Genomic DNA, 26614 nt, shown 5'->3' with positions numbered 1-26614 from the left:
TTGGAATGGGTTTGCTTACTGGACGATATTCCAGTCGCCGTTCTTCACTTCAAGCAGGCGGAAAGCGGAAAGATCGAGCCCCATGTGATCGGTCGGCGACATGTTGAAGGTGCCGCTGGTGCCGACGAAGCCCTTGGTGGCTTCGAGCGCGTCACGCACCTTGGCCTTGTCGGTGCCGCCGGCGCGCTTGATAGCATCCACCGCCAGCATCAGGCCGTCATAGGCATAACCGCCAAAGGTCGAGACATCGCTCTTGTAGGCTGCCTTGTAGGCTTGTTCATAGGCGGTCACCACCGGCTTCTGCGGATCCTTGGCCGGCAGCTTTTCCGGGATCAACTGCGCCGGCGACGGCAGACGAACACCTTCGGCAGCGGGGCCTGCCAGCTTCAGGAATTCGTCGGAAGCGACGCCGTGCGACTGGTAGAGCGGCAGCGTGATACCAAGTTGCTTGTAGTTCTTGGTCACGATGGCCGGCCCCTGCCCCAGACCGAACACGAACACGGCCTGGACCCCCGGCGTGGTCTTGATCTTGGTCAGCTGCGGGCTCATGTCCGTATCCTTCGGACCGTAAGTCTCGTTGGCTACCAGAGTGATGCCGTACTTGCCGGCGACCGCTTCCGTTTCCTTCTTGCCGGAGGCGCCAAAGCCGGAGGTCTCGGACAGCAAGGCCACCTTGGTCAGGCCGCGCTTCTTCATGTCCTCGAAGACCTTTTCCGCCGCCATGCGGTCGGTGTGCGGCGTCTTGAACACCCACTTCTTGACCGGCTCAACGATGACCACGGCACCGGCCAGCGAAACGAACGGAATACCAGCCTTCTCAGCCAGCGGTACGGAAGACATGGTGGCGCCGGTGGTGGTGCCACCGACCAGAACATCCACCTTGTCGTCCTCGATCAGGCGCTTGGTGAAACCGTTGGCCTTGTTGGCATCGCTGCCATCGTCGTAATGCACCAACTGTAGCGGACGACCATTGACGCCACCCTTCTTGTTGATGTCCTCGACATAGAGCTGCAACGTCTTCAGTTCCGGATCGCCGAGGAAAGCCGCTGGCCCGGTGACGGACAGGACAGAACCGATCTTGATCGGATCGGCAGCGAAGGCGCCGAAAGCGCCAAACACCAGGGCGGAACCGGCAACGAGCTTCTTGATGCTGTGCTTCATGGGTTTGTCTCCTCTGTTGGAATAATTTCAAACACGCTCGATCACCATGGCGATCCCCTGTCCGACACCAATACACATGGTGCACAAGGCATAGCGGCCGCCACGGCGCTTGAGTTCGTAAGCCGCGGTCGTCACCAGGCGGGCGCCGCTCATGCCGAGCGGATGCCCTAGGGCGATGGCGCCGCCGTTGGGATTGACGCGGGGCTCATCGTCAGCCAGACCGAGGTCGCGCATGACCGCCAGGCCTTGTGCGGCGAAAGCCTCGTTCAACTCGATGACCTCCATCTGCGCCAGCGTCAGCCCGGTCTGGGCTAGCACCTTACGCACGGCCGGTGCCGGGCCGAAGCCCATGATGCGGGGCGGTACGCCGGCCGTCGCCATGCCGACAACGCGCGCCAGCGGCGTCAGGCCGAATTTCCCGGCCGCGTCGGCCGAAGCCAGCAACAAGGCGCAGGCACCGTCATTGACCCCGGAGGCATTGCCGGCGGTCACGCTCAATTCGGGTCCATTGACCCCCTTCAGCTTGGCCAGCATCTCCAGCGTGGTTTCCGGACGCGGGTGTTCGTCGGTATCGATAACCTTAGCATCCCCCTTCTTCTGCGGAATCACCACCGGCACCAGTTCGTCGCCAAAACGCCCGGCAGCGTGAGCGGCTGCCCAGCGCTGCTGCGAGCGCAAGGCGAAGGCGTCCTGGTCGGCGCGGCTGATCTTGAACTCCTCGGCCACGTTGTCCGCCGTTTGCGGCATCGAATGGGTTTCGTACAGCTTCTTCATCAGGGGGTTGATGAAGCGCCAGCCGATGGTGGTATCGAAAATCGCCGCCTGGCGCGAGAAAGCCGACTCCGCCTTGCCCATCACGAACGGGGCGCGCGACATGCTCTCGACCCCGCCGGCGATCATCAGGCTGGCTTCGCCGGACTTGATCGAGCGCGCGGCCAGACCCACCGCATCCATGCCGGAGCCGCACAGGCGGTTCACCGTGGTACCCGGCACTTCGATGGGCAAACCGGCCAGCAAGCCGGACATGCGGGCGACGTTGCGATTGTCCTCGCCCGCCTGATTGGCGCAGCCGTAGATGATGTCATCGACCGCCGTCCAGTCGACCTGCGGATTGCGCTCCATCAGCGCCTTCAACGGAATGGCGCCGAGATCGTCGGCGCGCACCCCGGACAAGGCGCCGCCGTAGCGGCCGATGGGCGTGCGGATGGCATCGCAAATGAAAGCTTCGGTCATCGTCATTTCCTCAGTTCTGCTTCGGGCGCTCGTCGAGCACGCGCTTGGCCTTGCCGACCAGCGTGCGCGGAATGGCGTCGAATTCCATGACGGTGATCTTGGTCGACACGCCGATGATGGTCTTGATCCGGTGCTGCAGTTCCTTGGCAATGGACTGGATTTCGGCCGGGCTCAGCTTGCCCGAGAGTTCGCGCTGGACTTCACAACGCACTTCCAGGTTATCGAGGTGGCCGTCGCGGGTGACCACAACCTGATAATTGCCCGCCAGGCGCTTGTCGCGCAGGATCTGTTCCTCGATCTGCGTCGGGAAAACATTGACCCCGCGGATGATCAGCATGTCGTCGGTACGGCCGGTGATCTTGCCGATGCGGCGGAAGGAACGGGCAGTGGGCGGCAACAGGCGGGTCAGGTCACGCGTGCGATAGCGGATGACCGGGAAGGCTTCCTTGGTCAGCGAAGTGAAGACCAACTCGCCTTCGGAACCGTCAGGCAGGACTTCGCCGGTTTCCGGATCGATGATCTCGGGGTAGAAATGGTCTTCCCAGATCACCGGACCATCCTTGGTTTCGATGCATTCACAGGCGACCCCCGGCCCCATGACCTCGGTCAGGCCGTAGATGTCGATAGCGTCAATGCCGAGCTTCTTCTCGATCTCGGCGCGCATGCCCTCGCCCCACGGCTCGGCACCGAAAATACCGACCTTGAGGGAAATGTCTTCCGGCTTGATGCCCAGACGCTCGAACTCCTCGGCGATGACTAGGGAATAGGACGGCGTGACCATGATGGCATCCGGCTTGAAATCGACGATCTGCTGGACCTGCTTCTCGGTCTGGCCGCCGGACATCGGAACCGCCGTGCAACCCAGGCGCTCGATGCCGTAATGTGCCCCCAGACCACCGGTGAACATGCCGTAGCCGTAGGCGTTATGCACCATGTCACCGGCACGGACACCGGCCGCACGCAGGGAGCGGGCGATCAGATTGGCCCAGTTGTCGATGTCGTTCTGCGTATAACCGACGACCACCGACTTGCCGGTCGTGCCGCTCGAAGCATGCAGGCGAACCACCTTCTCGCGCGGTACGGCAAACAAACCGAAGGGGTAGTTGTCGCGCAGGTCCGTCTTGGTCATGAACGGGAATTTGCCGAGGTCGGCGAGTTCCTTCAGGTCATCGGGCGTAACGCCCTTTTCCTGGCATTTCTTGCGATAGGCCTCGACGTTGTCGTAGGTATGGCGGACCGACCACTTCAGACGCTCGAGTTGTAGCGCCGAAATTTCTTCGCGGCTGGCCGTCTCGATCGGTTCGAGATCGCCGGGCAAGGGTTTCTTGACTGTCATGTTTGTCTCCTCCGTGGGTTCGCGCAGACTCAGTCGGCCTGCTGCAATCCGGCGATCACTTCGCCGTTGATGCGATAACTCTTGCCCCGAAACAGGGCGATGGTCTTGCCGTGGTTGTTACGCACGGTAATGTCGTAAACGCCGGTGCGCCCGGCCGCCGATTGCTCGACGGCTTCCGCCTCCAACGTCTCGCCTTCCTTGGCCGGGGCCAGGAAGTCGATATGGCAGGCCGAGGCGACGGTGTTCTTGTTGTAGCTGTTGCAGGCGTAGGCAAACGCCGTATCGGCCAGGCTGAAAATCATGCCGCCATGGCAAATGTGGTGGCCGTTGACCATGTCGGAACGAACCACCATGGTGAGCAAGGAAGCCCCCGGCTGGACGCGAACGATCTTGATACCAAGCGCCTGGGCAGCACGGTCGCGCGAGTACATCGCCTCGGCGGTGGCATCGGCCAGTGCTTGCGCCTCGGCCGGGCTGAGTTTCGGTTCAGTCATGAATATTCCTTCCGGCAAATACGGCACGCTGGATCAACGGTGAAATGCGGTAGCGATCCTCGCCGTAGCTGGCAGCCAGGTTGGCCAGGACATTGCGGATCACGGAGACGCCCACCTGATCGGCCCAGGCCAGCGGCCCCTGCGGATAATTGACCCCGAGGCGCATGGCCTGGTCGGCGCCCTTTTCGGTGCACACGCCCTGATTGACCGCATCGGCGGCTTCATTGGCCAGCATGGCCACGGTGCGCATGACGACCAGACCTGGCACGTCGAGAAAACGCGAGACGGCAAAACCCGTCGCCTGCAGCAGGCCGATGGCCGAGGCGATCGCCGCCGGGTCGCACTGCTCTGCCGCCGCGAAGGCCAGGCGGGTGGCCTTGGCATAGTCCAGTGCCAGATCGATCAGCACGGTATTGGCGACCCCGGTTTCTGCGGCCCGCTGGGTGGCAGTACGGCCGTCGGTTACGTAAATCTTGGCCAGGCCGATTTCGGCGATACGACCGTCGCAGTCCGGAGCCCGGGTATAGGAGCGGCTGGCATCCTGCAGCCGCTCGACCAGGATTTCCGCCAACTCCGACTCACCGAAAATGGTGATCTTTCCGGCAGGCGTCTGGGCGGCTTCGGTCTGTGGCTCTGGCTTGACGGCCCCATCGCGGTAATCGTAGAAACCGCGTCCGGACTTCCGGCCATAAAAGCCGGCATCGACCAACTCCTGCTGGATCAGCGAAGGCAAAAAGCGCGGGTCGTTGTAGAAGGCCCGCCAGACGGAATTGGTCACGGCGAAATTCACGTCGTGGCCGATCATGTCCATCAGCTCGAAGGGCCCCATGCGGAAGCCGCCGGCTTCGCGGCAGCAGGCATCGATGGTGGCGTAATCGGCCGCACCTTCCTGGGCAACGCGCAGGGCTTCGGCATAATAGGGACGGGCCACGCGATTGACGATGAAACCCGGTGTCGACTTGGCGTGAACTGCCGTCTTGCCCCAGGCATTGGCCGTGGCGAACAAGGTGTCGGCCACTGCCTTGTCGGTGGCAAGGCCGGAGACGATCTCGACCAGTGCCATTAGCGGCGCCGGGTTGAAGAAATGCAGCCCAGCCAGGCGTTCCGGTCGCTTCAGTGCGGCACCGATGGCCGTCACGGAAATCGACGAGGTATTGGTGCCGAAGATGCACTCGGAGCCGACGATGGCTTCGAGGTCGGCATACAGCTTTTGCTTGGCTTCCAGGTTTTCGACGATGGCTTCGACCACCAGTCCGGCATCGGCCAGGTCCGACAGTTGATTGACGGCAACCAGGCGCTGCCCGGCCGCCTCGGCCGCTTCGGTGTTCATCTTGCCTTTTTCGGCCAGCTTGGCGAACTGGCTTCGGATGCCGGCGACGGCGCGAACCGCCGCATCGCTGCGCGCATCGAGCAATTTGACCGTATGCCCGGCAGCGGCCGCCACTTGGGCGATACCAGCGCCCATGGCACCGGTACCGACCACGGCGACGATGGTCTGTTGAGGAAGGGGTGCTTGGCTCACGCTTTCACTCTCCGGTGAAATTCGGCGCACGCTTTTCCATGAAGGCCTGGACACCTTCCGCGTAATCCGGGCTCCAGCCCAGCTCGCGCATGAAACTGCCCTCGAAGGACAGTTGCTGCTCCAGCGTGTGGCCCGGTGCGGCATGCATGGCCTGGCGAGTGCGCACCAGCGCCTTGGTCGGCATGACCGACAACTGCTTGGCCAAGGCGTCGATGCGGCCGGCAAAGTCGGCATCCTCGACGCACTCCCAGATCAGGCCCCATTCGGCAGCCTTTTCGGCCGGCAGCTTGTCGGCCAGCAGGGCCAGACCCATGGCCCGAGCCATGCCGACGCGTTGCGGCAGGAACCAGGTGCCGCCGGTATCCGGAATCAGGCCGATCTTGGAGAAGGCCTGCAGGAAGGACGCCGATTTCGTGGCGATGCACAGGTCGCAAGCCAGCGCCACCGAGGCGCCAGCCCCGGCCGCAATGCCGTTGACCGCCGCGATGGTCGGCACACGCAGGCTTTGCAGGCGCAGGACCAGAGGCTTGTAGTTGGCTTCCACGACATTGCCGATGTCCGGCATCTTGCCATTGACCATCGCCATGTCGGGATCGGCCAGATCCTGACCGGCACAGAAGGCTCGGCCAGCCCCGGTCAGTACCAGCACGCGGATGGACTTGTCGGCCTGGACGGTATCCAGCGCCGTCCGCAATTCGGCGTGCATGGCGCCGGTGAAACTATTCAGCTTGTCCGGTCGGTTCAGGGTCAGGCGGGCAATGCCAGCCTCGACGGTGAAGGTGATGTTTTCGAAGCTCATGCTGCGTTCTCGATGTGATAGCGACGTTGGACAACCACGAAACGGTTGGCGACGAAGGCGGCATCGGCGTAGGAAGCATTGGCGGCCGGGTTGCCGCCGGTGCCGTGGTAGTCGGAATACGCTGCCGACTGGTTCACGAAGACGCCACCGGTCAGGTTGATCGACAAGGCCACCTTGGAACGCAAGGTCGCTGCGGTCATCGCATCGATCACTTGCGGCTTGGTCGAGTAGATGCCGGCGGTCAATGCACCATGGGTGGACACGATGCGCTCGGACAAGGCGATCGCAGCAGCGGTATCGGGCACCTTGACGATGAAGCTGATCGGGCCGAAGCGCTCTTCCATATAGGCATGCTCGTCCGCCGCATCGCAGGCCAGCAGCACCGGGGTACGCACCGTGGCGTTCGGGAAGTCCAGATTTTCCAGCTTGGCCGAGGCCAGCACGACCTTGCCCAGCGTGCCGCTATCCGCCATTTCGATACGCTTCAGGGTATCGGCCGATTGCACGGCACCGAGCACGGCCAGGGCGACTTCCGGCTTGGACAGGAAGCCAGAGACGGCCTTGGCCAGATCGGCACAGACATCGTCGTAGGACTTGTGGCCGTCTTCGGTCTCGATGCCGCCGGCCGGCACGAAGATGGCCTGCGAGGTGGTGCACATCTGACCGGAGTACAGCGACAGCGTAAACGCCAGGTTGCGCAACATGGGTTTGTAGGCATCGGTCGAGTCGATGACGATGTTGTTCACACCGGCCAGCTCAGCATAGACGCGAGCCTGGCGGCAGTTGTCGATCAGCCACTGGCCGAAGACGTTGCCACCGGTGAAATCGATGGACTTGACGGCTGGATGGGTGACCAGCTTCTGCGTCGTGCCGCGATCAGCGGTCACGCACAGGGTGACCAGATTGGGATCGATGCCGTTTTCGGCCAGCACGGTGCGGATGGTGCGCACCGTAATCGCAGCCGGCAGGATGGCGTTGCTGTGCGGCTTGACGATCACGGCGTTGCCGGTCGACAAGGCGGCGAACAGGCCGGGATAGGTATTCCAGGTCGGGAAGGTGCCGCATCCGACCACCACACCGACGCCCTGGCCGACGATTTCGAAATGCTTCTTCATGACCAGCGACGGGTTCTTGCCCTGCGGCTTGTCCCAGACGGTTTCGCTCGGCACGAAGCTCTGCTCGCGATAAGCGTAGGCCACGGCTTCGAGGCCGCGATCCTGGGCATGCGGCGAACCGGCCTGGAAAGCCATCATCCAGCCCTGGCCGGTCGTCATCATGACCGCGTGCGCCAGTTCGAAGCTCTGCTTGTTCAGGCGAGCAAGGATTTCCAGGCAAATGCCGGTGCGGCCATCGGCGCCAACCTTCTGCCAGCCAAGCATGGCTTGCTGGCCGGCAGCAATCAGCACCTCGTGCTCGCAAACCGGGTACTGCACATTCATGTCGATGCCGTAAGGCGATTGCTCACCGCCCACCCAGGATTTCTGCCCCGGCTGGTCCAGCACGAACTGCTTGCCCAGATGTGCCTCGAACGCCTTCTTGCCATCTTCGGCTGCCGTCTCGCCGTAAGTCTTCGGGCTCGGCATCTCGTTATAGGCCGACCAATAGCCACGCGTGGCAATCGCATTGAGGGCGCCATCCAGCGTGGCGCGGTGTTTCTCCAACAGGGGGTGCGACATCGATATCTCCTTGGCGATATTCATTCTTCGATTTCGGCAGGCACCGGGGCATGCCAACGTTGCCACACGATACGAACATACAAACCAAAAGTCAATTCAAAGTATCGTAAATTTTCACAAAAACCACCATTCCGATTCATACAACTTATTACACAACTCAATATTTATCATTATAAAACAGTACTATATAAAATTTGTTAGCCAAACAACCGGCCGTGATTCCGAATTGCAAAATTCGTTCCGAAAATTATTTTCTACGTTCTGATACAAAATTTGTTGACATGAAGCATCTATGCGTATCATTATTCAACCACACCCACCGAGCCAGGTGGTGTTACCAACCACGAGACCCCGATAGGAGGAGATATGGCCAGCAATAAGGAACGTTTTGCCGACAAGATGGAATTTCCGCCGGCGATTGAACAACCGAACGTGTATCCGCTGTCCTGGAATAGCAAGACCAAGAAGTTGCAGGAAGTCTGGGAAGCCGCCCTGCGTGAGAACTGGGACCCGGAAAAGTTGCCCTGGGACACCCTGGACGTCGATAGCTACACCTGGGAAGAACGCGAGTCGATCGCCTACTGGTGGAGCCTGCTGTCGGTGTTCGACGCTTCCGCCCCCCCGGTTTTCGCCGAAGCCCTGATCAAGACCTATGAAGTGCACGAGGAAGATCCGGTCCGCAAGTGCTTCTTCTCCGTCACCCGTGACGAGCAGAACCACGAAATCATGTGCGGCCTGGCCATCACCAAGATGCTCGGCCATCCGGATCCGCTGACCTACCAGCCGAAGACCGAACTCGGCAAGCGTCTGCAGAAGAACGTGCAGTGGCTGTACTTCAATGGCGCTCGTTACTGGAACGGCTACAAGCAGGCCGTGCCCAAGTACGACCTGGCCGTGCTGTTCAGCTCCTTCCTGATGGGCGAGATCGCTGCCGCCACCATCTTCAAGCAGATGTTCGACAACTCCCGCGAAGCCGTCTTCAAGGAAGGCTTCAAGAACATCGGTCGCGACGAAGGCCGCCACATGGCCATCTGCATGGCCGTCATGGAGCGCGACTACCCGGGCCTCAAGGAAGAAACCAAGGCCATCGTCACCAAGCAGATTCGCGCCGGTTACCTCTTCCTGTCCGCCGTGCTGTTCGAGCCGCCGATGGAATTCTGGGACCTGCCGGCCGACTTCATCGCCAACCAGCGTGAAGCCGAGGAAGTTGCCCGCGGTGCCGGCTTCGGCATCCCGACCTACGAGATGAAGCTGCAGAACTGGAAGAACGCGATGATCAACCTGAAGGGTGTGCTCGATCGCTACAACATCCCGTTCCCGGCCATTCCGGAAGTTGGCATCACCGGTCAGGAAGTCAGCGACATCGACATGGAAGACATCATTCCGGTGTTCTGATTCGTCGCAAGGTCATTCCCGCGAAGGCGGGAATCCAGGGCCGCTGCTACTGCCTGCGGTGCATTTCCTGGATCCCCGCCTGCGCCCCGAAGGAAGTGCCCTTGGGGTGCGCGGGGATGACGAAATGGAAGTCCGGCCGGTGCCCCGCAAGGGGTGCCGGCTTTGCCACAACAGAGAGCAACACCAGATAACAAGGGGAAGACAAAAATGGCACGAATCATCATGCAACCCTCCGGCAAGTCCGTCGACTGCGCCTATGGCGACACCGTCCTGATGGCGCTGGAAAAAGCCGGCTACGCCCTGCCCAACAACTGCCGTGCCGGCGCCTGCGGCGAATGCAAGGTCAAGGTCACTTCAGGTCAGTTCGACCAGGGCATGGTGCTCGACATGGCCCTGTCGCAAGACGAGCGCAAACAGGGCTTCGGCCTGATGTGCATGGCCAAGCCGATTTCCGAGGAAATTACCATCGAGTGGGGCACCGAGGATGCCAAGCCCAAACTCTTCCCCCCGCGTGAGGACGCCCTCTTCGTCGTCACCGACAAGAAGCAGATCGCCGCCCGCGTCGTCGAGGTTCGCCTGCGCCCCGTCGGCCAGCCAATCCGCTACTGGCCTGGCCAGTACGTCACCGTCGGCAACCCGCGCGCCGATGTGCCGGCCCGCGCCTATTCCATTTCCAACGCACCGCGCCCGGACGGCGAACTGGTGCTACAAGTCGCCCGTGCCGAAGGCGGCGTGACCAGCAACTGGATTCACGACAGCCTGGGGATCGGCGACAGCGTCAAGATTTCCGGCGCGTACGGTACTTTCATCGGCGATCCCTCGGTCGATACGCCGGTCCTTTGCATTGCCGCCGGCACCGGCCTCGCCCCCGTGCTTGCCCTGGCCGAAGCGGCGCTGCGCCGAGGCTTCCGCAAGCCGGTCACCATGCTGTTCTCGGCCCGTACCGAAGAGGACGTCTATAGCCGCGGCATGATGGCCTGGTGGCGCACCAAGCACCGCAACTTCGACTACAAGGTCACGCTGACCCGCGAGGAGAAGGAAGGCTTCCTGAAGGGACGTGTCGATGTGGTTCTGCCGCAACTCTTCCCCGACCTGTCCAAGCACACCCTGTTCATCGCCGGCAGCCCGGAATTCGTCGATGCCAGCGTGGCCGCCGCCAAACTGCTCGGCGCCAAGGACGAACTGATTCACACAGAAGGCTTCTTCGCCCAACAGCAGCCGGTGGTCGCCGACGACGACCATCTGCTGAAGCTCTGATTTTTTGCCTTTTTGCCCAGTGCACCGCAGCAACCCCCTACAAGAATACGGAGACGACACGATGAGCACTCGCCTGTTGGCAGGAGGCGCCCGATGCTAGCCCAGTTCCTGCAATTCCTCTTTTCCGGCGTCACGGTCGGCGCCACTTACGCGCTGGCCGCGCTCGGCTTCACGCTGATCTACAACGCCAGCAATGTCATCAACTTCGCCCAGGGCGAATTCATCATGCTTGGCGGCATGCTGGCCGTGCTCTTCACCCAGGCCGGCTTGCCGCTGCCGGTTGCGCTGGCCCTGGCCATCATCGTGCCGGCCATCGTCGGCGTGCTGATCGAAAAGCTGGCCATCGAGCCGGTCAAAGGCGCCGAAACGGTCACCCTGATCATCATCACTATCGGCGCATCGCTGGTCATCCGCGGCCTGGTCGCCGTCTTCCTCGGCAAGAACACGCACAGCCTGCCGCCCTTCTCCGGCGACACGCCAATCGAGATCCTCGGCGCCACGCTGTTGCCACAGAGCCTGTGGGTACTCGGCGTCACTGCGCTGGTCGTCGTGGCGCTGTGGTATTTCTTCAACCGCACGCTGCAGGGCAAGGCCATGCTGGCCACCTCGGTGAACCGCCTGGCGGCCGAACTGGTCGGCATCAACACCAGCTGGGTACTGTTCATGAGCTTCGCCATGTCGGCGGCGCTCGGTGCGCTGGGTGGCATCCTGCTGACGCCGATCACCATGACCTCCTACGATGTCGGGATCATGCTCGGCCTCAAGGGCTTCGTCGCCGCCGTGCTCGGCGGGCTGGGCAATGGCCTCGGTGCCGTGGTCGGCGGCCTGCTGGTCGGCATACTGGAAGCGATGGGCGCCGGCTACATTTCCTCGGCGTACAAGGATGCGATCCCCTTCGTGCTCATCCTTTTCATCCTCTTCTTCATGCCGCGCGGCCTGTTCGGCGGTAAATCGACGGATCGGGTGTGAGCATGAAAAAGAACGTCTATAACGGCCTCTACCTGGTCATCGCCATCCTGCTGTTGCTGCCCTTCGTGCTGCCCAACAGCTTCTACCTCGACCTCGCCGTGCGCATGGCGATCAACGCCGTGATCGTGCTCGGGCTCAACCTGCTGATCGGCTTTGCCGGCCAGATCAGCCTGGGCCACGCCGGCTTCCTCGGCATCGGTGCCTATGCCTCGGCCGTGCTGCCGACGCACTTCGGCTGGCATCCGCTGCTCGCCATGGGCGCCGGCGCTGCCGCTACCGCCGTGCTCGCTGCCCTGGTCGCTCGTCCCATCTTCAAGCTCAAGGGCAACTACCTGGCGATGGCCACACTCGGCCTCGGCATCATCATCAGCATCGCCCTGCGCAACGAAGCGCAATGGACCGGTGGTCCGGACGGCATGCCGGTGCCGGCCATGGGTCTGTTCGGCTTCGAGCTCTCGAACGACAAGCAGTGGTATTGGGTCGTCGCCATCCTGTTATCGGTGTCGGTCTGGGCTTCGCTGAACCTGATCGACTCGCCCTTCGGCCGCGCCCTGCGCGCGCTGCACGGCTCGGAGGTCGCCTCGCAGGTGGTCGGCGTCGATATCGTCCGTTACAAGGTGGCGATCTTCGTACTATCGGCCGTTTTCGCCAGCCTGATGGGCAGCGTCACGGCCCACTACGTCGGTTTCGTCAGCCCCAATTTTGCCGACTTCTTCCATTCCATCGAACTGGTCACCATGGTCGTCATCGGCGGCATGGCCTCGGTCTATGGCTCGCTGGTCGGCGCCATCCTGCTGACCGCCCTGCCCCAGGCACTGGCAACGTTCGAGGGCTGGGAAACCGTGGTTTTCGGTGCCATCCTGATGGGCTGCATGATCTTCCTGCCCAAGGGCCTCGTACCGACGCTGGCCGCCAAGTTCGGGAAGGGAGAGTGAGATGAGCCTGCTAGAAGTCAAAGACCTCTCCATTCACTTCGGCGGCGTCAAGGCCGTGCAGAACGTCAGCTTCAACATCGATGCCGGCATCGTCTATTCGGTCATCGGCCCGAACGGAGCCGGCAAGACGACACTATTCAACCTGATCACCGGGGTATACAAGCCCACCACCGGCGAGATCATGCTGGATGGCGAAGCCATCCACGGCAAGTCGCCCAACCAGCTGGCCGTGCGCGGCGTCGCCCGCACTTTCCAGAACCTGCAGATCTGCATGAACATGAGCGCCATCGAAAACGTCATGGTTGGCGCCCACCTGCGGCTGGATCGCAATCTGGTCAAGGCGGCCCTGCGCTTCCCCGGCCTGCGCAAGCGCGATCGCGAGCTGCGCGACGAAGCCGCACAGTTGATGGATTTTGTCGGTTTGGGCGAGTACACCGCAGCACGGGCCGATGCCATGTCCTACGGCGCGCTGAAACGCCTGGAAATCGCCCGCGCTCTGGCCATGAAGCCCCGCCTGATCTTCCTCGACGAGCCGGCCGCCGGCCTCAATCCCAAGGAAACCATCGAAGTCGATCACCTGGTGCGCAAGATCGCTGACTCCGGCGTGACGGTGGTGCTGGTCGAGCACGACATGAAGATGGTCATGAACCTGTCGGACCGCATTCTCGTTCTGGACTACGGCAAGAAACTGGCCGAAGGCAGCGGTGAGGAAATCCGCAAGAACCCCGATGTCATCGCCGCCTATCTCGGCGCTCACGCATAAGAGGAGAACCGCATGGAATCCCTACGCATCATTACCGAAGAGCACCAGAACCTGTGGCGCATCGCCACCACGCTGGACATGGTGGCCGACGAGATCGACGCCGGCGGCAAGGTCGAGCATCCCTTCTTCACCTCCGTGTTCGACTATATCGAACAGTTCATGGACCGCGCCCACCACGCCAAGGAGGACGAATTTCTCTTCCGCCTGCTGCGCCAGCGCTCGACCGAGGCAGCGGCCGTTCTCGATCGCCTGCAGGCCGAGCACCGCAACGGCCCGGAAAACCTCAAGGACCTGCGCGCCAAGCTGGCCGCCACGGCCGGCGGCGGCGAGGCCAACCCGGCCTTCACCGCCGCCCTGCGCAATTACACCGGCGCCATCAAGAGCCACATCCGTAGCGAGGAAAAGGACGCCATGCCCCTCGCCCGCGAGGTGCTGACCGCCGATGACTGGGCCGAGATCGACCGGGCCTTCCTCGACAACGACGATCCGCTGTTCGGCGGCAAGGCCCGCGCCGAGTTCCGCGAACTCTTCCACCGCATCGCCAGTCTCGCCCCCGAATCCATCGGCCTCGGCGCCCACAGCGCCGGCGAACTGCAACCGGGCACCAGCCCCGCTGGCGGCGACGTGTTGCTGTCGGTCAAGAGCATGGAAAGCTGTTACGGCCGCATTAAGGCACTCAAGGGTATCGACCTCGAAGTGCGCAAGGGCGAACTCGTTGCTTTGGTTGGGGCCAACGGCGCCGGCAAGACCACCTTCCTGCGCACCCTCTCGGGCGTTCAACCGATGAGTGCAGGCCGCATCGTCTTCGATGGCGAAGATATTTCCAGCCTGCGTGCCGACCTGCGCATGCGCCGTGGCATCTGCCAGAGCCCGGAAGGCCGCCAGGTGTTCGGACCGCTGAGCATCGAGGACAACCTGCGCCTTGGGGCCTACACCCAGCCCAAGCATCAGGTGTCCGAGGACATGGAGAAAATCTACGCCATGTTCCCCATTCTCAAGGAAAAGCGCCACCTGCCGGCCGGCACGCTCTCAGGCGGCCAGCAGCAGATGCTGGCCATCGGCCGCGCCCTGATGGGCCGCCCGAAGATGTTGCTGCTCGACGAACCGTCGATGGGCCTGGCCCCGCTGTTGGTCGAGGAAGTGTTCAACGTGGTCAAGACGCTGAAGTCGCAGGGCATGACCATCTTCCTGGTCGAGCAGAATGCCTTCGCGGCGCTGGCCATCGCCGATCGCGGCTACGTGCTGGAGACCGGTTCGATCACGCTGACCGGCACTGGGCAGGAGCTGATCGCCAACGAACAGGTGCGTGCCGCCTATCTCGGCATGTAAGTACCGACCATGACGCATTCGCTTCTTACCCCATGCCGTCTCGGCGCGCTCGAACTGAAGAACCGCGTCGTGATGGCGCCGCTCACCCGTTGCCGCGCCGACAATCCCGAAGCGGCGCCGACACCGCTGATGGCCACCTACTACGCGCAACGAGCCGGTGCCGGGCTGATCGTTTCCGAAGGCACCATCGTCTCACCTCGGGGTCGTGGCTATCTGAACAGCCCGGGCATCTGGTCCGCCGCTCAGGTCGGCGGCTGGCACCGCGTCACCGATGCCGTGCACGCTGCCGGCGGCCGTATTGTCTGCCAGCTGTGGCATTGCGGCCGCATCTCCCACCCGCAATTGACCAGTGGACAAATTCCTGTGGCGCCCTCCGCCATCAACCCGGAATGGCGCGTTCAAACGCCAGATGGCCCGATGCAGACCGTCACGCCGCACGCACTGAGCCGCTCCGAGATTCACCAGATCGTCGAGCAGTTCGGCGTTGCAGCGGAAAACACCATGCAAGCCGGTTTCGACGGGGTCGAACTGCACTCGTCGAACGGCTACCTCTTTCATCAGTTTTTCTCGCGCTGCTCCAACCAACGCGAGGACGAATACGGCGGCTCCCATGAAAACCGGGCCCGCTTCTTTTTCGAGGTGCTGAACGAAGTCGCCCGCCACGTACCGATGGAACGGATCGGCTTCCGCCTGAACCCGATGCTCAATCGTTTTCACGGCATCGCGGTCGACGCGGACACCGTGCCGATGTGGTCCTACCTCGTCCAGGAAGCCAGCCGCTTCCCACTGGCCTACCTGCACCTGACCGAAGTCGTCCATCCACGCCAATTGCTGGATAACCCGCATGGCCTGAGCGATGTCGCAGCCCATTTCCGGCCTTTGGCCGCCATGCCGCTGATCGACAACGGCGCCCTCTACCCGTTCAAGGCGGCCAGGCGCATCGAGGAAGGATTATGCGACGCGGTGGCTTTCGGCCAGGCCTGGATCGCCAACCCGGATCTGGTCGAACGCATCGCCAACGGCTGGCCGCTGGCCCCGGCCGACCCGACGACCTTTTACAGTGGCGGCGCAAGCGGCTACATCGACTATCCGCGCAGTATCAAAATGGGCAAAACCGCCGGAACGAGCGCCCTGGCTTAAGCCAAATTCGTTATTGGGCGACTGCTGCGGTGCACTCGCCAAAATAGGCAAAAACCGTGGTCAGGGCTTGTCCAGCCAGAACAGCGAGGTGATGGTCTTGGCATCGGTAATCCGCCCGTCCCACACAGCCTGCTTGGCGTCGGCCGGCGACAGTTCGACCACTTCGAGAAATTCGTTGTGGTCGAGCTGCTTCTCCCCGGCCAGCTTCAAACCGCGCGCCGCGAAAATCTCGATGCGCTCGTCGGAATAGCCGATGCACGGATGCATCACGCCGAGGTATTCCCATTCGCTCGCCGTGTAGCCGGTTTCTTCCAGCAGCTCGCGTTGTGCCGTGTCAATGATGGCCTCGCCCGGATCGATCTTGCCCGCCGGCAACTCGAGAAAGACCCGGCGTAACGGATAGCGGAACTGGCGTTCGAACAACAGGTTGCCGTTGTCGAGGAAGGCCAATACGACAACTGCTCCGGGATGCGTGATGTACTCGCGCACCGACTCCTTACCGTCCGGCAGCAGCACCCGATCCATGCGTACATGCAGCAAGTGTCCCTTGAACACGGTTTCGCTGGAAATCTCGGATTCGATCAGATGTTGGTCGTGCGACATGGCGGAATCTCCAAATGAAAACGCCCCGACTGGCGGGGCGTTTTTTAGTGTCAGTTCGATTTAGAGCGAACGCAGCAGCGCGTAGGCACAAAGCGACATGATGATCTGCGGCTTCAGGCCAAGCAGTGCGACGGCCAGGCCGTTCGCCGAAATCATGGCACGCATGCCGAACGGTGCAGTGATCGGGGTTTCATCAACCGGCTCGTCGAAGTACATGATCTTGACGACGCGCAGGTAGTAGAAGGCACCGATCAGCGAGAACAGGACGGCAACGATGGCCAGCCAGATGTAACCGGCAGCAACGACAGCCTGCAGCACCGAGAACTTGGCGAAGAAGCCGATGAAGAACGGCACACCAGCCATCGAGAACATCAACATCAGCATGACGCCGGCGAACCACGGGGAACGCTTGTTCAACCCCTTGTAGTCGTCCAGGTTCTCGGCTTCGAAACCGGCACGTGCCATCAGCAGGATGATGCCGAAGGAGCCGGCAGTCATCAGCACGTAGGCGATGACGTAGAACATCGAGGAGCTGTAGGCGTTCAGCGCGTAGCGGGCGTCGCCACCGACCACGCCGGTGACGATACCAAGCAACATGAAGCCCATGTGCGAAATGGCGGAATAGGCCAGCATGCGCTTCAGGTTGGTCTGCGCGATAGCCGCCAGGTTACCGATGGCCATGGATAGCACGGACAGGATGATCAGCATCTGCTGCCAATCCTGAGCCATGGTGATCAGGCCATTGACCAGCAGGCGCATAACGATGGCGAAGGCAGCCAGTTTCGGGGCGGAACCGATGAACAGGGTGACCGAAGTCGGGGCACCGTGATAGACGTCCGGAATCCACATGTGGAACGGCACGACACCCAGCTTGAAGGCCAGACCGCCAACCAGGAAGACCAGGCCGAAGACCAGTACGGTCTTGTTGACACCGCCAGCCATCAGACGCTCACCGATGCCGGTGATTTCGAGTGTGCCAGTGGCACCGTAGATCATCGACATGCCGTAGAGCAACAGACCGGAAGCAAGTGCGCCAAGCACGAAGTACTTCATCGCGGCTTCGGTGGACACCACGGAGTCGCGGTTCATCGCCACCATCGCATAGAGCGACAGGGAGAGCAGTTCAAGACCGATATAAACCGTCAGGAAGTGATTGGCCGAAATCATGACCATCATGCCCAGGGTCGCGAACAGCGCCAGCACGTAGTACTCGCCCTTGTTCATCGTCTCGCGGTCAGCCACGTAGCCACGCGAATAGAGCATGACGACGGAGACGGCGATGTACAGCATCAGCTTCAGCACATCGGCCATCGCATCATGCACGTACATGTTGCTGAAGGTGTAAACCGTCTGCGAGACAGCTTCCAGGCCCTGGCCATTGTCGAAGAAAATCGCCGAAACGTACGGTGCACCGCGCCAGACGACCAGGGTCAGCAAGGTGACCTGGGTCAGGCCGTAGGTAACGGTACGACGGGCATCCTTGACGAAGACGTCAACCATGAGAATCGCCAGCGCCATGAACGCCAGGAACAGCTCGGGTGCGGCGGGCAGGAGATCGGGGACAACGAAATTGTCGAACATGTCGGCTACCGTTTATTGAATCTTGCTGATATTGACGTGGTTCAGCAGCTCGTTAACCGAGGCATGCATCACTTCGGTGAAAGGCTGCGGATACACACCCATCCACAGCGTGCAGATTGCCAGCACCGCCAGGATCAGGAATTCGCGCTTGTTGATGTCGGTCAGTTCGGCCACGTGATGATTGGCGACGTCGCCGAAGATCACGCGCTTGTACATCCACAGGGTGTAGGCCGCGCCCATGATCATCGAGCTGGCTGCGGCGAAAGCCACCCAGAAGTTGAACTTGACAGCGCCCAGAATGACCATGAATTCGCCGACGAAGCCGGAGGTAGCCGGCAGACCGGCATTGGCCATCGAGAACAGCATGAACAGGGCAGCAAACTTCGGCATGGTGTTGACCACACCGCCGTAATCGGCGATCTGGCGGCTATGCACGCGGTCGTACATGACACCGATACAGAAGAACATGGCGCCGGAAACGAAACCGTGCGACACCATCTGCACCAGCGCACCCTCGATACCCATGGCGCTGAACATGAAAAAGCCCAGCGTCACGAAACCCATGTGGGCGATCGACGAATAAGCCACCAGCTTCTTCATGTCGGCCTGAACCAGGGCGACGAAGCCGATATAGACCACGGCGATCAGCGACAGACCAATCACCAGGCTGCTCAACTCATGCGACGCGTCCGGTGCGATCGGCAGCGAGAAACGCAGGAAGCCGTAGGCGCCCAACTTCAGCGCGATGGCTGCCAGCACGATGGAGCCGCCGGTCGGCGCTTCAACGTGAGCGTCCGGCAACCAGGTATGCACCGGGAACATCGGCACCTTGACCGCAAAAGCAATCAGGAAAGCCAGGAACAGCCAGATCTGCGCGTTGAGCTGCAGCGGGAGCTTGTGCCATTCGAGGATGGAGAAGCTGCCACCGGACTGGATGAACAGATACATCAAGGCGATCAGGAACAGCAAGGAACCGAACAGCGTATAGAGGAAGAACTTGAACGCGGCATAGACGCGGTTCGGACCGCCCCAGACACCGATGATCAGATACAGCGGAATCAGCGAGGCTTCGAAGAAGACGTAGAACAGCACGCCATCAAGCGACGTGAAGATGCCGTTCATCAGGCCCGACATGATCAGGAAAGCCGCGTTGTATTGAGCGACGCGCTTTTCGATAACCTCCCAACCGGCCGCCACCACGATGATGGTGATGAAGGCGTTGAGAACGACGAAGAGCATCGAGATACCATCGACACCAAGGTGGTAGTTGATGTTGAAACGCGGAATCCAGGTTTTCAGTTCAACGAACTGCATACCGGCGGTAGCGACATCGAAGCCGGTCCACAGCGGGATGGTGGCGAGGAAACCGGTGATCGCACCGACCAGGGCGATCAAACGAGCCAGCGGAGCATTCTTGTCACCGCCCGTTGCCAGGACAATAAAGCCGGCAACGATCGGAATCCAGATTGCGAAAGATAGCAGTGGGTAATTCGACATGTTAATCCTTGCTTTTCTGCGAACTATTCACGCTAGGCGCGGTTGATCCACAGCGTCATCAGCACAAAGATGCCGATGATCATCGTGAAGGCATAGTGATAGACATAGCCCGTCTGGAAGAAACGGGTAACCGAGGCGATCCAGCCAACCAGCTTGGCCGAACCGTTGACGATCAGGCCATCGATGACCGCCACGTCGCCGCCGCGCCAGAAAGCCTTACCCAACACGCGGGCGCCACCGGCGAAGACGAATTCGTTGATCTTGTCGAAGTAGTACTTGTTCTCGAACAGGGTGTTGATGGCCGAGAACTTGCGCTGGATGGCGGCCGGAATATCCGGACGCTTCATGTAGAAGAACCACGACACCACGACGCCGGCCAGTGCCAGGAAGAACGGCAATGTGCTCAAGGCATGGACGCCCATGGCAACAGCTCCGTGGAACTCCTCGGCCAGATGTTCCATGGCCGGGTGAGCATGCGCGTCGATGTGGATCACGCCCTTGAAATAATCGCCATACAACATCGGCTCGATGGCGAAGTAACCGATGGCCAGAGACGGGATCGCCAGAAGAACCAGCGGCAGAGTCACGACCCACGGGGTTTCGTGCGGCTTCTGTCCCGGCGCCAGACCATGGTGATGGTCGTGCGCAACTTCTTCATCTTCGTGATCGCCATGATGCTCATGGTGATGGGCATCGTCTGCCTTACCGAAACGCTCTTCGCCATGGAAGACTAGGAAGTACATACGGAAGGAGTAGAAGGCAGTGACAAAGACCCCAGCGAGCACGGCGAAGTAAGCAAAGCCAGCACCCGGTTGACCAGCGTGATAGGCCACAGCAACCGCTTCAATGATCGAGTCCTTGGAGTAGAAACCGGACAGGAAGGGCGTACCGATCAGGGCCAACGAGCCGATCAAGGAGGTAATCCAGGTGATCGGCATGTACTTGCGCAGACCGCCCATATTACGGATGTCCTGATCGTGGTGCATGCCGATGATGACCGAACCTGCCGCCAGGAAGAGCAGCGCCTTGAAGAAAGCGTGCGTCATCAGGTGGAAGATGGCGACCGAGTAGGCGGAAGCACCGAGGGCAACCGTCATGTAGCCCAACTGGGACAGCGTGGAGTACGCAACGACACGCTTGATATCGTTCTGGATGATACCGAGGAAGCCCATGAACAGCGCCGTAATCGCACCGATCACGATGACGAAGGACAGTGCCGTGGTCGACAACTCGAACAGCGGCGACATGCGGGACACCATGAATATACCGGCCGTCACCATGGTCGCCGCGTGAATCAGCGCGGAAATCGGAGTCGGACCCTCCATGGAGTCCGGCAGCCATACGTGCAGCGGAACTTGAGCCGATTTACCCATCGCGCCGATGAACAGGCAGATACAGGTGACGGTCATCAGAGAGACGGTGGCCCATTCGCGATCAGCGAACAGGTTGATGGTCGTGTTGGCAAATTCCGGAGCCTTCTGGAAGACGGTCGCGTAGTCCAGCGAACCGAAATGGGTCAGCACAAGGCCGATACCAAGAATGAAGCCGAAGTCGCCAACGCGGTTGACCAGGAAAGCCTTCATGTTGGCGAAGATCGCCGTCGGGCGTGTGTACCAGAAACCGATCAGCAGGTAGGACACCAGACCCACCGCTTCCCAACCGAAGAAGAGCTGCATGAAGTTGTTGCTCATGACGAGCATCAACATCGAGAAGGTGAACAGCGAGATATAGCTGAAGAAACGGTTGTAGCCCGGGTCCTCGTGCATGTAGCCGATGGTGTAGATGTGAACCATCAGGGACACGAAGGTGACAACAAGCATCATCGTCGCAGTCAGGGTATCGATCAGGAAGCCAACCTCGAACTTGTAGTCGCCGCTGGTCAGCCAGGTGTAGACCGGGCCATTGAAGGCATTACCGGCCAGCACATCCTTGAAAATCATCACCGACGCGATGAAGGCGATCGCGACGCCGGCAATGGTCACCGTATGGCCCAGCCAGCGCGGGATGACGCGACAGAACAAACCGGCGATCATCGCGCCGAAAAGCGGCGCCAGCGGAACGAGCAGATAGAGTTTTTGCATTTCCATGTTTAACCCTTCAGGCTGCCCAGGTCATCCACATGGATGCTCTTGAGGTTGCGGAACAGCACGATCAGGATGGCCAGACCGATAGCGGACTCGGCGGCAGCGACGGTCAGGATGAAAAAGACGAAGATCTGGCCGGAGAGGTCACCCAGATAATGGGAGAAGGCCACGAAATTCATATTCACCGCGAGCAGCATCAATTCGATGGCCATCAGCAGTACGAGCAGATTCTTCCGGTTCAGGAAAATCCCCACGACGCTGATCGCGAACATGATCGCGCCCAGAATCAGGAAATGCGAGAGTGTCAAAGTTAGCATTGGCGCCTCTGGATTCAATCTTTTTCAACCGGCATCTGCAGGACGCGGATACGATCCTTCGCCTTGACGAAGACCTGCTGATTCGGGTTGGTGTATTTGGATTTCTTCGGACCGCGGTAAGTCAGCACGATCGCGGCAATCATGCCCACCAACAGGATGATGGAAGCCAGTTCGAACGGATAGACGTAGTCGCTGAACATCAGCGCGCCGATGCTCTTGGTGTTGGAGATACCCGCCGGCACAACGGCTTCGGCAGCCGGCACCTGGAAGTACTTGCTACCCAGAATCAAGCCCATTTCTGCAACCATCAACAAGCCAAGCAAGGCGCCAAGCGGCAGATAGTTCCAGAAGCCTTCGCGAATCCGGTCAATGTTGATATCCAGCATCATCACCACAAACAGGAAGAGAACCATCACCGCGCCGACGTAAACCAGAATGATCGCGATGGCGAGGAATTCCGCCTGCAATAGCGACCAGATGCCGCCACAGGTGAAGAAGGCCAGAATCAGGTGCAAGGCGGCATGGACCGGGTTGCGCGCGGTAATGACGCGCAGACCGGCGAAGATCAGAATCGCCGAGAGAAAGAAGAAAACGAAAGTTTGAAAATCCATCTGAGTCACCTGTCAGCGGTAGCGCGAATCAAGTTCGCGGTCCTCTGCGATCTGTTTCTCGTAACGGTCGCCGTTGGCGAGCAACATCTGCTTGGTGTAGTAGAGGTCGCCACGCTTTTCACCGTGGTATTCGAAGACGCGCGTCTCGACGATCGCATCGACCGGGCAGGCCTCTTCGCAGAAGCCGCAGAAGATGCACTTGGTCAGATCGATGTCGTAACGCGTCGTACGGCGGGAGCCATCATCACGCGGCTCGGCCTCGATGGTGATGGCCATCGCCGGGCAGATTGCCTCGCACAGCTTGCAGGCAATGCAACGTTCCTCACCGTTGTTGTAGCGACGCAGGGCGTGCAAACCACGGAAACGGAAACTTTGCGGCGTCTTTTCTTCAGGATACTGAACGGTGATCTTGCGGGCGAAGAAATACTTGCCCGTCACCGACATCCCTTTCAACAACTCTTTGAGGAAGAGGCTGTTGAAGATTTCCTTCATCGAACCCATTAGTCTCTCCTCACTTCCAGATATTCAACGGCGACATCATCCAGACACCGACAACGACCAGCCAGATCAGACAAATCGGCACGAACACCTTCCAGCCCAGGCGCATCAGCTGGTCATAGCGATAACGCGGGAAGGTTGCACGGAACCACAGGAACAGGAACAGGATGAACGCCATCTTGGCGAACAGCCAGAGGATGCCATCCGGCAGGAAGCCGACCGGAGACAACCAGCCACCGAGGAACATGATCGAGGTCAGTGCGGCGACCAGAATCATGTTGGCGTATTCGGCCAAGAAGAAGACGGCGAAAGCCATACCTGAGTATTCGACATGGAAACCGGCAACAATTTCCGATTCGCCTTCGGCCACGTCGAACGGAGCACGGTTGGTTTCCGCAACACCGGAGATCAGGTACACCAGGAACATCGGCAACAGAGGCAGCCAATTCCAGGACAGGAAGCCGAGACCGAAGCTGGCGAAGCGCCCTTGATCCTGAACACTGACGATATCGACCAGGTTCAGGCTGTTGGAGACCATCAGCACACAGATCAGCGAGAAGCCCATCGAGATTTCGTAAGAAACCATCTGGGCGGCAGAACGCATCGCGCCGAGGAAAGCGTATTTGGAGTTGGAAGCCCAGCCAGACAGGATGATCCCGTACACGCCCATTGAAGTGATGGCCATGATGTAGAGCAGGCTGGCGTCGATGTTGGCCAAGACCAGATAGTCGTTGAACGGAACGACCGCCCAGGCAGCCAGCGCCGGCGCGATGGCCAGCATCGGAGCAATGATGAAGATGCCCTTGTTGGCGCCGCTCGGTACGACGATTTCCTTCATCAACAGCTTCAAGCCGTCGGCAATCGGCTGGATCAGCCCCCAGGGACCGACCCGGTTGGGACCGATACGAACCTGCATGTAACCGATCACCTTACGTTCGGCCCAGGTCAGGTAGGCGACGCTCAGCATCAGCGGAGCGACAATCAGAACGATCTTCAGCAATGCCCAGACTGCAGGCCATGCCGTGCCGAAAACCCCAAGTCCGAAGTTCATCAGCGCATCCATTTATGCACGCTCCACAGAAATCTGGCCGAACATCTCGCCGAGCATGGCGGTGGAGGCATGCGCAGCGGAGACACGCACGCAGCCGGCCGGAACATTGTTATCGATCTTGGCAACCAGGGTCGCAACGCCCTCACCTTGCTTGACTCGAACTTGAGCGGCGTCGGCGATACCCAACTGGTCGGCAGTCTGCTGATTCAGGCGAGCCAACGGGGCCTTGGCATCAGCAGTTTGTTGCAGCGCAGGAGCGCGACGCGCCATTGGATCGGCAAAGTTGATCGGCACATCGGCGATGCGTTGCAGACCTTCGCTCTTCGCCGGCAGGCCGAGCGAAATACCGTTCAGACCGTTGCTCAAATTCGCGACAAATTCATTGCCCTTGCCAAGCACCTCATCGCGGACCGCCTCGCTGGACTCGTAGCCAAAGCCTTCGAGGTTCAGCACATTACCCAGCACTCGCAACACCTTCCAAGCCGGACGAGCGTCACCACGCGCCTTGACCACACCGTTGAAACTCTGGATGCGTCCTTCGATATTGACGAAGGTACCCGAGGTTTCGGTGTAGGGAGCGATCGGCAGCATCACATCGGCGTATTCCAGGGCCGGCGCATGCTTGAAGGCCGACATGAAGACGACGAGGCTGGCTTGCTTGAGCGCACCCAGGATCAATTGCGGATTCGCGCAATCGAACTCCGGTTCGATGCCCATCAGGACGTAGCCCTTACGCGGCTGTTCGAACATCTGGCGGGCATTGGCATTGCTCGGCAACGCCCAGGCGACATGGCCACCGACGACATTGGCGCCTTCGCCCAAGAAGCCGACCTTGGCACCGGTCAGTTCGCTCAGCTGCAGCGCAAGAGCGTGCAACTGGGTGGCCGCTGCCGACTGGGTCGCCACATTGCCGAGGAAGACCGCTTTATTTTCACCTTCGCACAGGCTCTGTGCGATCGAGCGGGCGACATCAGTCACGACGGCAGCCTCAAGGCCCGCCGGAAGGGACGCGCCCTTGATCTCAGCGGCAGCCTTGACCACGCCAGCCAGTGCGGCGGCCAGTTCGGCGGGAGCCACGATCTGCGAGGCATGCAGGTTGATCAGTTGATCGTCACCGGTAACGGTCAGCAGGCTGACCTTGGTAAATTTCTTGGCCGCTTGGCGCAGACGCTGAGCGATCAGCGGATGGTCCTTGCGCAGGAAGGAGCCGACCACCAGAGCGGCATCGAGATCCTTGATTTCGGCGAGGCGCATACCCAGCCACGGAGCACCGGCACGCTTGAAGTCGGTACCGAAATCGAGCTGACGCGGACGGAAATCGACATTGCCGCTACCGAGGCCCTTCATGACCTTGCCGAGCAGGAACATCTCTTCGACTGTGGCGCTAGGAGCCGACAAGGCTGCCAAGGCATCGCCACCATGCTCGCGGGAAATATCTTTCAGGCCATGGGCAACGTAGTCCAGTGCAACGTTCCAATCGACTTCGCGCCATTCTCCGCCCTGCTTCACCATCGGCTTGGTCAGACGCTCGTCTGAATTCAAGGCCTGGTAGGAGAAGCGCTCCTTGTCGGAGATCCAGCATTCGTTAACCGCCTCGTTCTCACGCGGCAGAACGCGCATCACATTGTCGTGCTTGACCTGAACGACCAGATTGGCGCCAACCGAATCATGCGGGCTCACCGACTTGCGGCGTTGGAGTTCCCACGAGCGTGCGGTATAGCGGAACGGCTTGGAGGTCAGCGCACCCACCGGGCAAAGGTCGATCATGTTGCCGGATAGTTCGGAATCCACCGAACGCCCGACGAAGGTCATGATCTCCGAATGCATATTCCGGTTGGCCATGCCCAGTTCCATGACACCGGCGATCTCCTGCCCGAAGCGAACGCAGCGGGTGCAGTGGATGCAACGGCTCATTTCTTCCATCGAGATCAGCGGACCGACGTTCTTGTGGAAGACGACATGCTTTTCTTCGGTGTAACGGCTCTTCATCGGGCCGTAGCCCATGGACATATCCTGCAACTGACATTCGCCACCCTGGTCGCAAATCGGACAATCCAGCGGATGGTTGATCAGCAGGAATTCCATTACCCCCTTCTGGGCCTTGACGGCCAGTTCGGAGTGCGTGAAAACCTTCATGCCGTTGGTAACCGGCGTCGCACAAGCCGGCAGTGGCTTGGGCGCCTTTTCGACCTGCACCAGGCACATGCGGCAGTTCGCCGCGATCGAAAGTTTCTTGTGGTAGCAGAAATGCGGGATATATACGCCCACCTGCTGCGCGGCGTCCATCACCGTGCTGCCGTCGGGCACTTGCGCCTTTTTGCCGTCGATTTCGATTTCTAGCATGTCGCTACCTTGTAGCCAGT

23 protein-coding genes are annotated in these 26614 nt (G+C 60.6%); 7 read left to right on the top strand and 16 right to left on the bottom strand.

All coding sequences use genetic code 11. The features are described from left to right. Positions 1-15: 15 nt before the first annotated feature. The 7 genes from WIF35_RS16845 to paaN all read right to left on the bottom strand — a co-directional run bounded on the left by WIF35_RS16845 (position 16) and on the right by paaN (position 8221). Positions 16-1161 carry an ABC transporter substrate-binding protein gene (locus tag WIF35_RS16845; protein ID WP_412479370.1) on the bottom strand — a complete coding sequence of 382 codons (1146 nt, stop codon included), beginning with the start codon at positions 1159-1161 and terminating at the stop codon, positions 16-18. 27 nt (positions 1162-1188) lie between these two features. Further along, positions 1189-2394: a 3-oxoadipyl-CoA thiolase gene (gene pcaF, locus WIF35_RS16840; protein ID WP_412479369.1), complete on the bottom strand. Its 1206-nt coding sequence runs from the start codon at positions 2392-2394 to the stop codon at positions 1189-1191. A gap of 10 nt (positions 2395-2404) precedes the next feature. Next, a complete protein-coding gene (paaK, locus tag WIF35_RS16835; protein ID WP_412479368.1) occupies positions 2405-3730 on the bottom strand; it encodes a phenylacetate--CoA ligase PaaK in 1326 nt (441 codons plus the stop codon). A gap of 29 nt (positions 3731-3759) precedes the next feature. Further along, the gene (gene paaI / locus WIF35_RS16830) at positions 3760-4224 is read right to left on the bottom strand and encodes a hydroxyphenylacetyl-CoA thioesterase PaaI (RefSeq protein WP_412479367.1); all 465 of its coding nucleotides are present in this window, start codon (positions 4222-4224) and stop codon (positions 3760-3762) included. Beyond that, complete coding sequence (gene paaH, locus WIF35_RS16825) at positions 4217-5689, bottom strand: 3-hydroxyacyl-CoA dehydrogenase PaaH (RefSeq protein ID WP_412481262.1); 1473 nt, start codon at positions 5687-5689, stop codon at positions 4217-4219. The genes paaI and paaH overlap by 8 nt, the downstream gene beginning before the upstream one ends. Positions 5690-5750: 61 nt before the next feature. Then, positions 5751-6545 carry a 2-(1,2-epoxy-1,2-dihydrophenyl)acetyl-CoA isomerase PaaG gene (paaG, locus tag WIF35_RS16820; RefSeq protein ID WP_412479366.1) on the bottom strand — a complete coding sequence of 265 codons (795 nt, stop codon included), beginning with the start codon at positions 6543-6545 and terminating at the stop codon, positions 5751-5753. Continuing rightward, a complete protein-coding gene (gene paaN / locus WIF35_RS16815; RefSeq protein WP_412479365.1) occupies positions 6542-8221 on the bottom strand; it encodes a phenylacetic acid degradation protein PaaN in 1680 nt (559 codons plus the stop codon). Before paaN ends, paaG begins: the two co-directional genes overlap by 4 nt. A gap of 366 nt (positions 8222-8587) precedes the next feature. On the opposite strand from paaN, the gene WIF35_RS16810 reads away from it, so the two are divergent. The 7 genes from WIF35_RS16810 (at position 8588) to WIF35_RS16780 (ending at position 16009) form a co-directional block, all read left to right on the top strand. Beyond that, positions 8588-9616, top strand: a complete 1029-nt coding sequence (locus WIF35_RS16810) for a hypothetical protein (RefSeq protein WP_412479364.1) — start codon at positions 8588-8590, stop codon at positions 9614-9616. Positions 9617-9823: 207 nt separating this feature from the next. Next, complete coding sequence (locus tag WIF35_RS16805) at positions 9824-10873, top strand: 2Fe-2S iron-sulfur cluster-binding protein (RefSeq protein WP_412479363.1); 1050 nt, start codon at positions 9824-9826, stop codon at positions 10871-10873. A 93-nt stretch (positions 10874-10966) separates the two neighbouring features. After that, positions 10967-11842: a branched-chain amino acid ABC transporter permease gene (locus tag WIF35_RS16800; protein ID WP_412479362.1), complete on the top strand. Its 876-nt coding sequence runs from the start codon at positions 10967-10969 to the stop codon at positions 11840-11842. A gap of 2 nt (positions 11843-11844) precedes the next feature. Next, positions 11845-12777, top strand: a complete 933-nt coding sequence (locus WIF35_RS16795; protein WP_412479361.1) for a branched-chain amino acid ABC transporter permease — start codon at positions 11845-11847, stop codon at positions 12775-12777. Position 12778: 1 nt separating this feature from the next. Further along, positions 12779-13540, top strand: a complete 762-nt coding sequence (locus tag WIF35_RS16790; protein ID WP_412479360.1) for an ABC transporter ATP-binding protein — start codon at positions 12779-12781, stop codon at positions 13538-13540. Between the two features lie 12 nt (positions 13541-13552). Continuing rightward, positions 13553-14869, top strand: coding sequence for an ATP-binding cassette domain-containing protein (locus tag WIF35_RS16785; protein WP_412479359.1), 1317 nt, complete (start codon positions 13553-13555; stop codon positions 14867-14869). A 9-nt stretch (positions 14870-14878) separates the two neighbouring features. Beyond that, entirely contained in the window at positions 14879-16009 is a 1131-nt protein-coding gene (locus WIF35_RS16780; protein WP_412479358.1) for an alkene reductase, read from the top strand. Positions 16010-16069: 60 nt separating this feature from the next. Here the strand turns inward: WIF35_RS16780 and WIF35_RS16775 are convergent, their stop codons facing one another. Genes WIF35_RS16775 through nuoG form a run of 9 tightly spaced genes read right to left on the bottom strand, consistent with a single transcriptional unit; the run spans position 16070 to position 26594 of the window. After that, complete coding sequence (locus WIF35_RS16775) at positions 16070-16612, bottom strand: NUDIX domain-containing protein (protein ID WP_412479357.1); 543 nt, start codon at positions 16610-16612, stop codon at positions 16070-16072. Between the two features lie 60 nt (positions 16613-16672). Further along, complete coding sequence (gene nuoN, locus WIF35_RS16770) at positions 16673-18193, bottom strand: NADH-quinone oxidoreductase subunit NuoN (RefSeq protein WP_412479356.1); 1521 nt, start codon at positions 18191-18193, stop codon at positions 16673-16675. Positions 18194-18205: 12 nt separating this feature from the next. Further along, positions 18206-19690 (bottom strand): NADH-quinone oxidoreductase subunit M, encoded by a 1485-nt coding sequence (locus WIF35_RS16765; RefSeq protein WP_412479355.1) that lies wholly within the window; start codon positions 19688-19690, stop codon positions 18206-18208. A 32-nt stretch (positions 19691-19722) separates the two neighbouring features. Next, on the bottom strand, positions 19723-21777 hold the full coding sequence (nuoL, locus tag WIF35_RS16760; protein ID WP_412479354.1) for an NADH-quinone oxidoreductase subunit L: 2055 nt from the start codon (positions 21775-21777) through the stop codon (positions 19723-19725). Between the two features lie 2 nt (positions 21778-21779). After that, the gene (nuoK, locus tag WIF35_RS16755; RefSeq protein ID WP_412479353.1) at positions 21780-22091 is read right to left on the bottom strand and encodes an NADH-quinone oxidoreductase subunit NuoK; all 312 of its coding nucleotides are present in this window, start codon (positions 22089-22091) and stop codon (positions 21780-21782) included. 14 nt (positions 22092-22105) lie between these two features. Continuing rightward, positions 22106-22702 (bottom strand): NADH-quinone oxidoreductase subunit J, encoded by a 597-nt coding sequence (locus WIF35_RS16750; protein WP_412479352.1) that lies wholly within the window; start codon positions 22700-22702, stop codon positions 22106-22108. 12 nt (positions 22703-22714) lie between these two features. Continuing rightward, entirely contained in the window at positions 22715-23203 is a 489-nt protein-coding gene (gene nuoI / locus WIF35_RS16745; RefSeq protein WP_412479351.1) for an NADH-quinone oxidoreductase subunit NuoI, read from the bottom strand. Between the two features lie 10 nt (positions 23204-23213). After that, positions 23214-24263 (bottom strand): NADH-quinone oxidoreductase subunit NuoH, encoded by a 1050-nt coding sequence (gene nuoH / locus WIF35_RS16740; protein ID WP_412479350.1) that lies wholly within the window; start codon positions 24261-24263, stop codon positions 23214-23216. Further along, entirely contained in the window at positions 24264-26594 is a 2331-nt protein-coding gene (gene nuoG, locus WIF35_RS16735; protein WP_412479349.1) for an NADH-quinone oxidoreductase subunit NuoG, read from the bottom strand. Between the last annotated feature and the right edge of the window lie 20 nt (positions 26595-26614).

It is taken from the genome of Azonexus sp. IMCC34839 (assembly GCF_047047955.1).
Lineage (GTDB): Bacteria > Pseudomonadota > Gammaproteobacteria > Burkholderiales > Rhodocyclaceae > Azonexus.
This window is presented reverse-complemented; position numbering and strand designations above follow the sequence as displayed.

Bases quoted from the DNA above. Each gene is read 5' to 3' on its own strand.
- WIF35_RS16845 (WP_412479370.1), bottom strand. From the start codon at position 1,161: ATGAAGCACAGCATCAAGAAGCTCGTTGCCGGTTCCGCCCTGGTGTTT.
- pcaF (WP_412479369.1), bottom strand. From the start codon at position 2,394: ATGACCGAAGCTTTCATTTGCGATGCCATCCGCACGCCCATCGGCCGC.
- paaK (WP_412479368.1), bottom strand. From the start codon at position 3,730: ATGACAGTCAAGAAACCCTTGCCCGGCGATCTCGAACCGATCGAGACG.
- paaI (WP_412479367.1), bottom strand. From the start codon at position 4,224: ATGACTGAACCGAAACTCAGCCCGGCCGAGGCGCAAGCACTGGCCGAT.
- paaH (WP_412481262.1), bottom strand. From the start codon at position 5,689: ATGGGCGCTGGTATCGCCCAAGTGGCGGCCGCTGCCGGGCATACGGTC.
- paaG (WP_412479366.1), bottom strand. From the start codon at position 6,545: ATGAGCTTCGAAAACATCACCTTCACCGTCGAGGCTGGCATTGCCCGC.
- paaN (WP_412479365.1), bottom strand. From the start codon at position 8,221: ATGTCGCACCCCCTGTTGGAGAAACACCGCGCCACGCTGGATGGCGCC.
- WIF35_RS16810 (WP_412479364.1), top strand. From the start codon at position 8,588: ATGGCCAGCAATAAGGAACGTTTTGCCGACAAGATGGAATTTCCGCCG.
- WIF35_RS16805 (WP_412479363.1), top strand. From the start codon at position 9,824: ATGGCACGAATCATCATGCAACCCTCCGGCAAGTCCGTCGACTGCGCC.
- WIF35_RS16800 (WP_412479362.1), top strand. From the start codon at position 10,967: ATGCTAGCCCAGTTCCTGCAATTCCTCTTTTCCGGCGTCACGGTCGGC.
- WIF35_RS16795 (WP_412479361.1), top strand. From the start codon at position 11,845: ATGAAAAAGAACGTCTATAACGGCCTCTACCTGGTCATCGCCATCCTG.
- WIF35_RS16790 (WP_412479360.1), top strand. From the start codon at position 12,779: ATGAGCCTGCTAGAAGTCAAAGACCTCTCCATTCACTTCGGCGGCGTC.
- WIF35_RS16785 (WP_412479359.1), top strand. From the start codon at position 13,553: ATGGAATCCCTACGCATCATTACCGAAGAGCACCAGAACCTGTGGCGC.
- WIF35_RS16780 (WP_412479358.1), top strand. From the start codon at position 14,879: ATGACGCATTCGCTTCTTACCCCATGCCGTCTCGGCGCGCTCGAACTG.
- WIF35_RS16775 (WP_412479357.1), bottom strand. From the start codon at position 16,612: ATGTCGCACGACCAACATCTGATCGAATCCGAGATTTCCAGCGAAACC.
- nuoN (WP_412479356.1), bottom strand. From the start codon at position 18,193: ATGTTCGACAATTTCGTTGTCCCCGATCTCCTGCCCGCCGCACCCGAG.
- WIF35_RS16765 (WP_412479355.1), bottom strand. From the start codon at position 19,690: ATGTCGAATTACCCACTGCTATCTTTCGCAATCTGGATTCCGATCGTT.
- nuoL (WP_412479354.1), bottom strand. From the start codon at position 21,777: ATGGAAATGCAAAAACTCTATCTGCTCGTTCCGCTGGCGCCGCTTTTC.
- nuoK (WP_412479353.1), bottom strand. From the start codon at position 22,091: ATGCTAACTTTGACACTCTCGCATTTCCTGATTCTGGGCGCGATCATG.
- WIF35_RS16750 (WP_412479352.1), bottom strand. From the start codon at position 22,702: ATGGATTTTCAAACTTTCGTTTTCTTCTTTCTCTCGGCGATTCTGATC.
- nuoI (WP_412479351.1), bottom strand. From the start codon at position 23,203: ATGGGTTCGATGAAGGAAATCTTCAACAGCCTCTTCCTCAAAGAGTTG.
- nuoH (WP_412479350.1), bottom strand. From the start codon at position 24,263: ATGGATGCGCTGATGAACTTCGGACTTGGGGTTTTCGGCACGGCATGG.
- nuoG (WP_412479349.1), bottom strand. From the start codon at position 26,594: ATGCTAGAAATCGAAATCGACGGCAAAAAGGCGCAAGTGCCCGACGGC.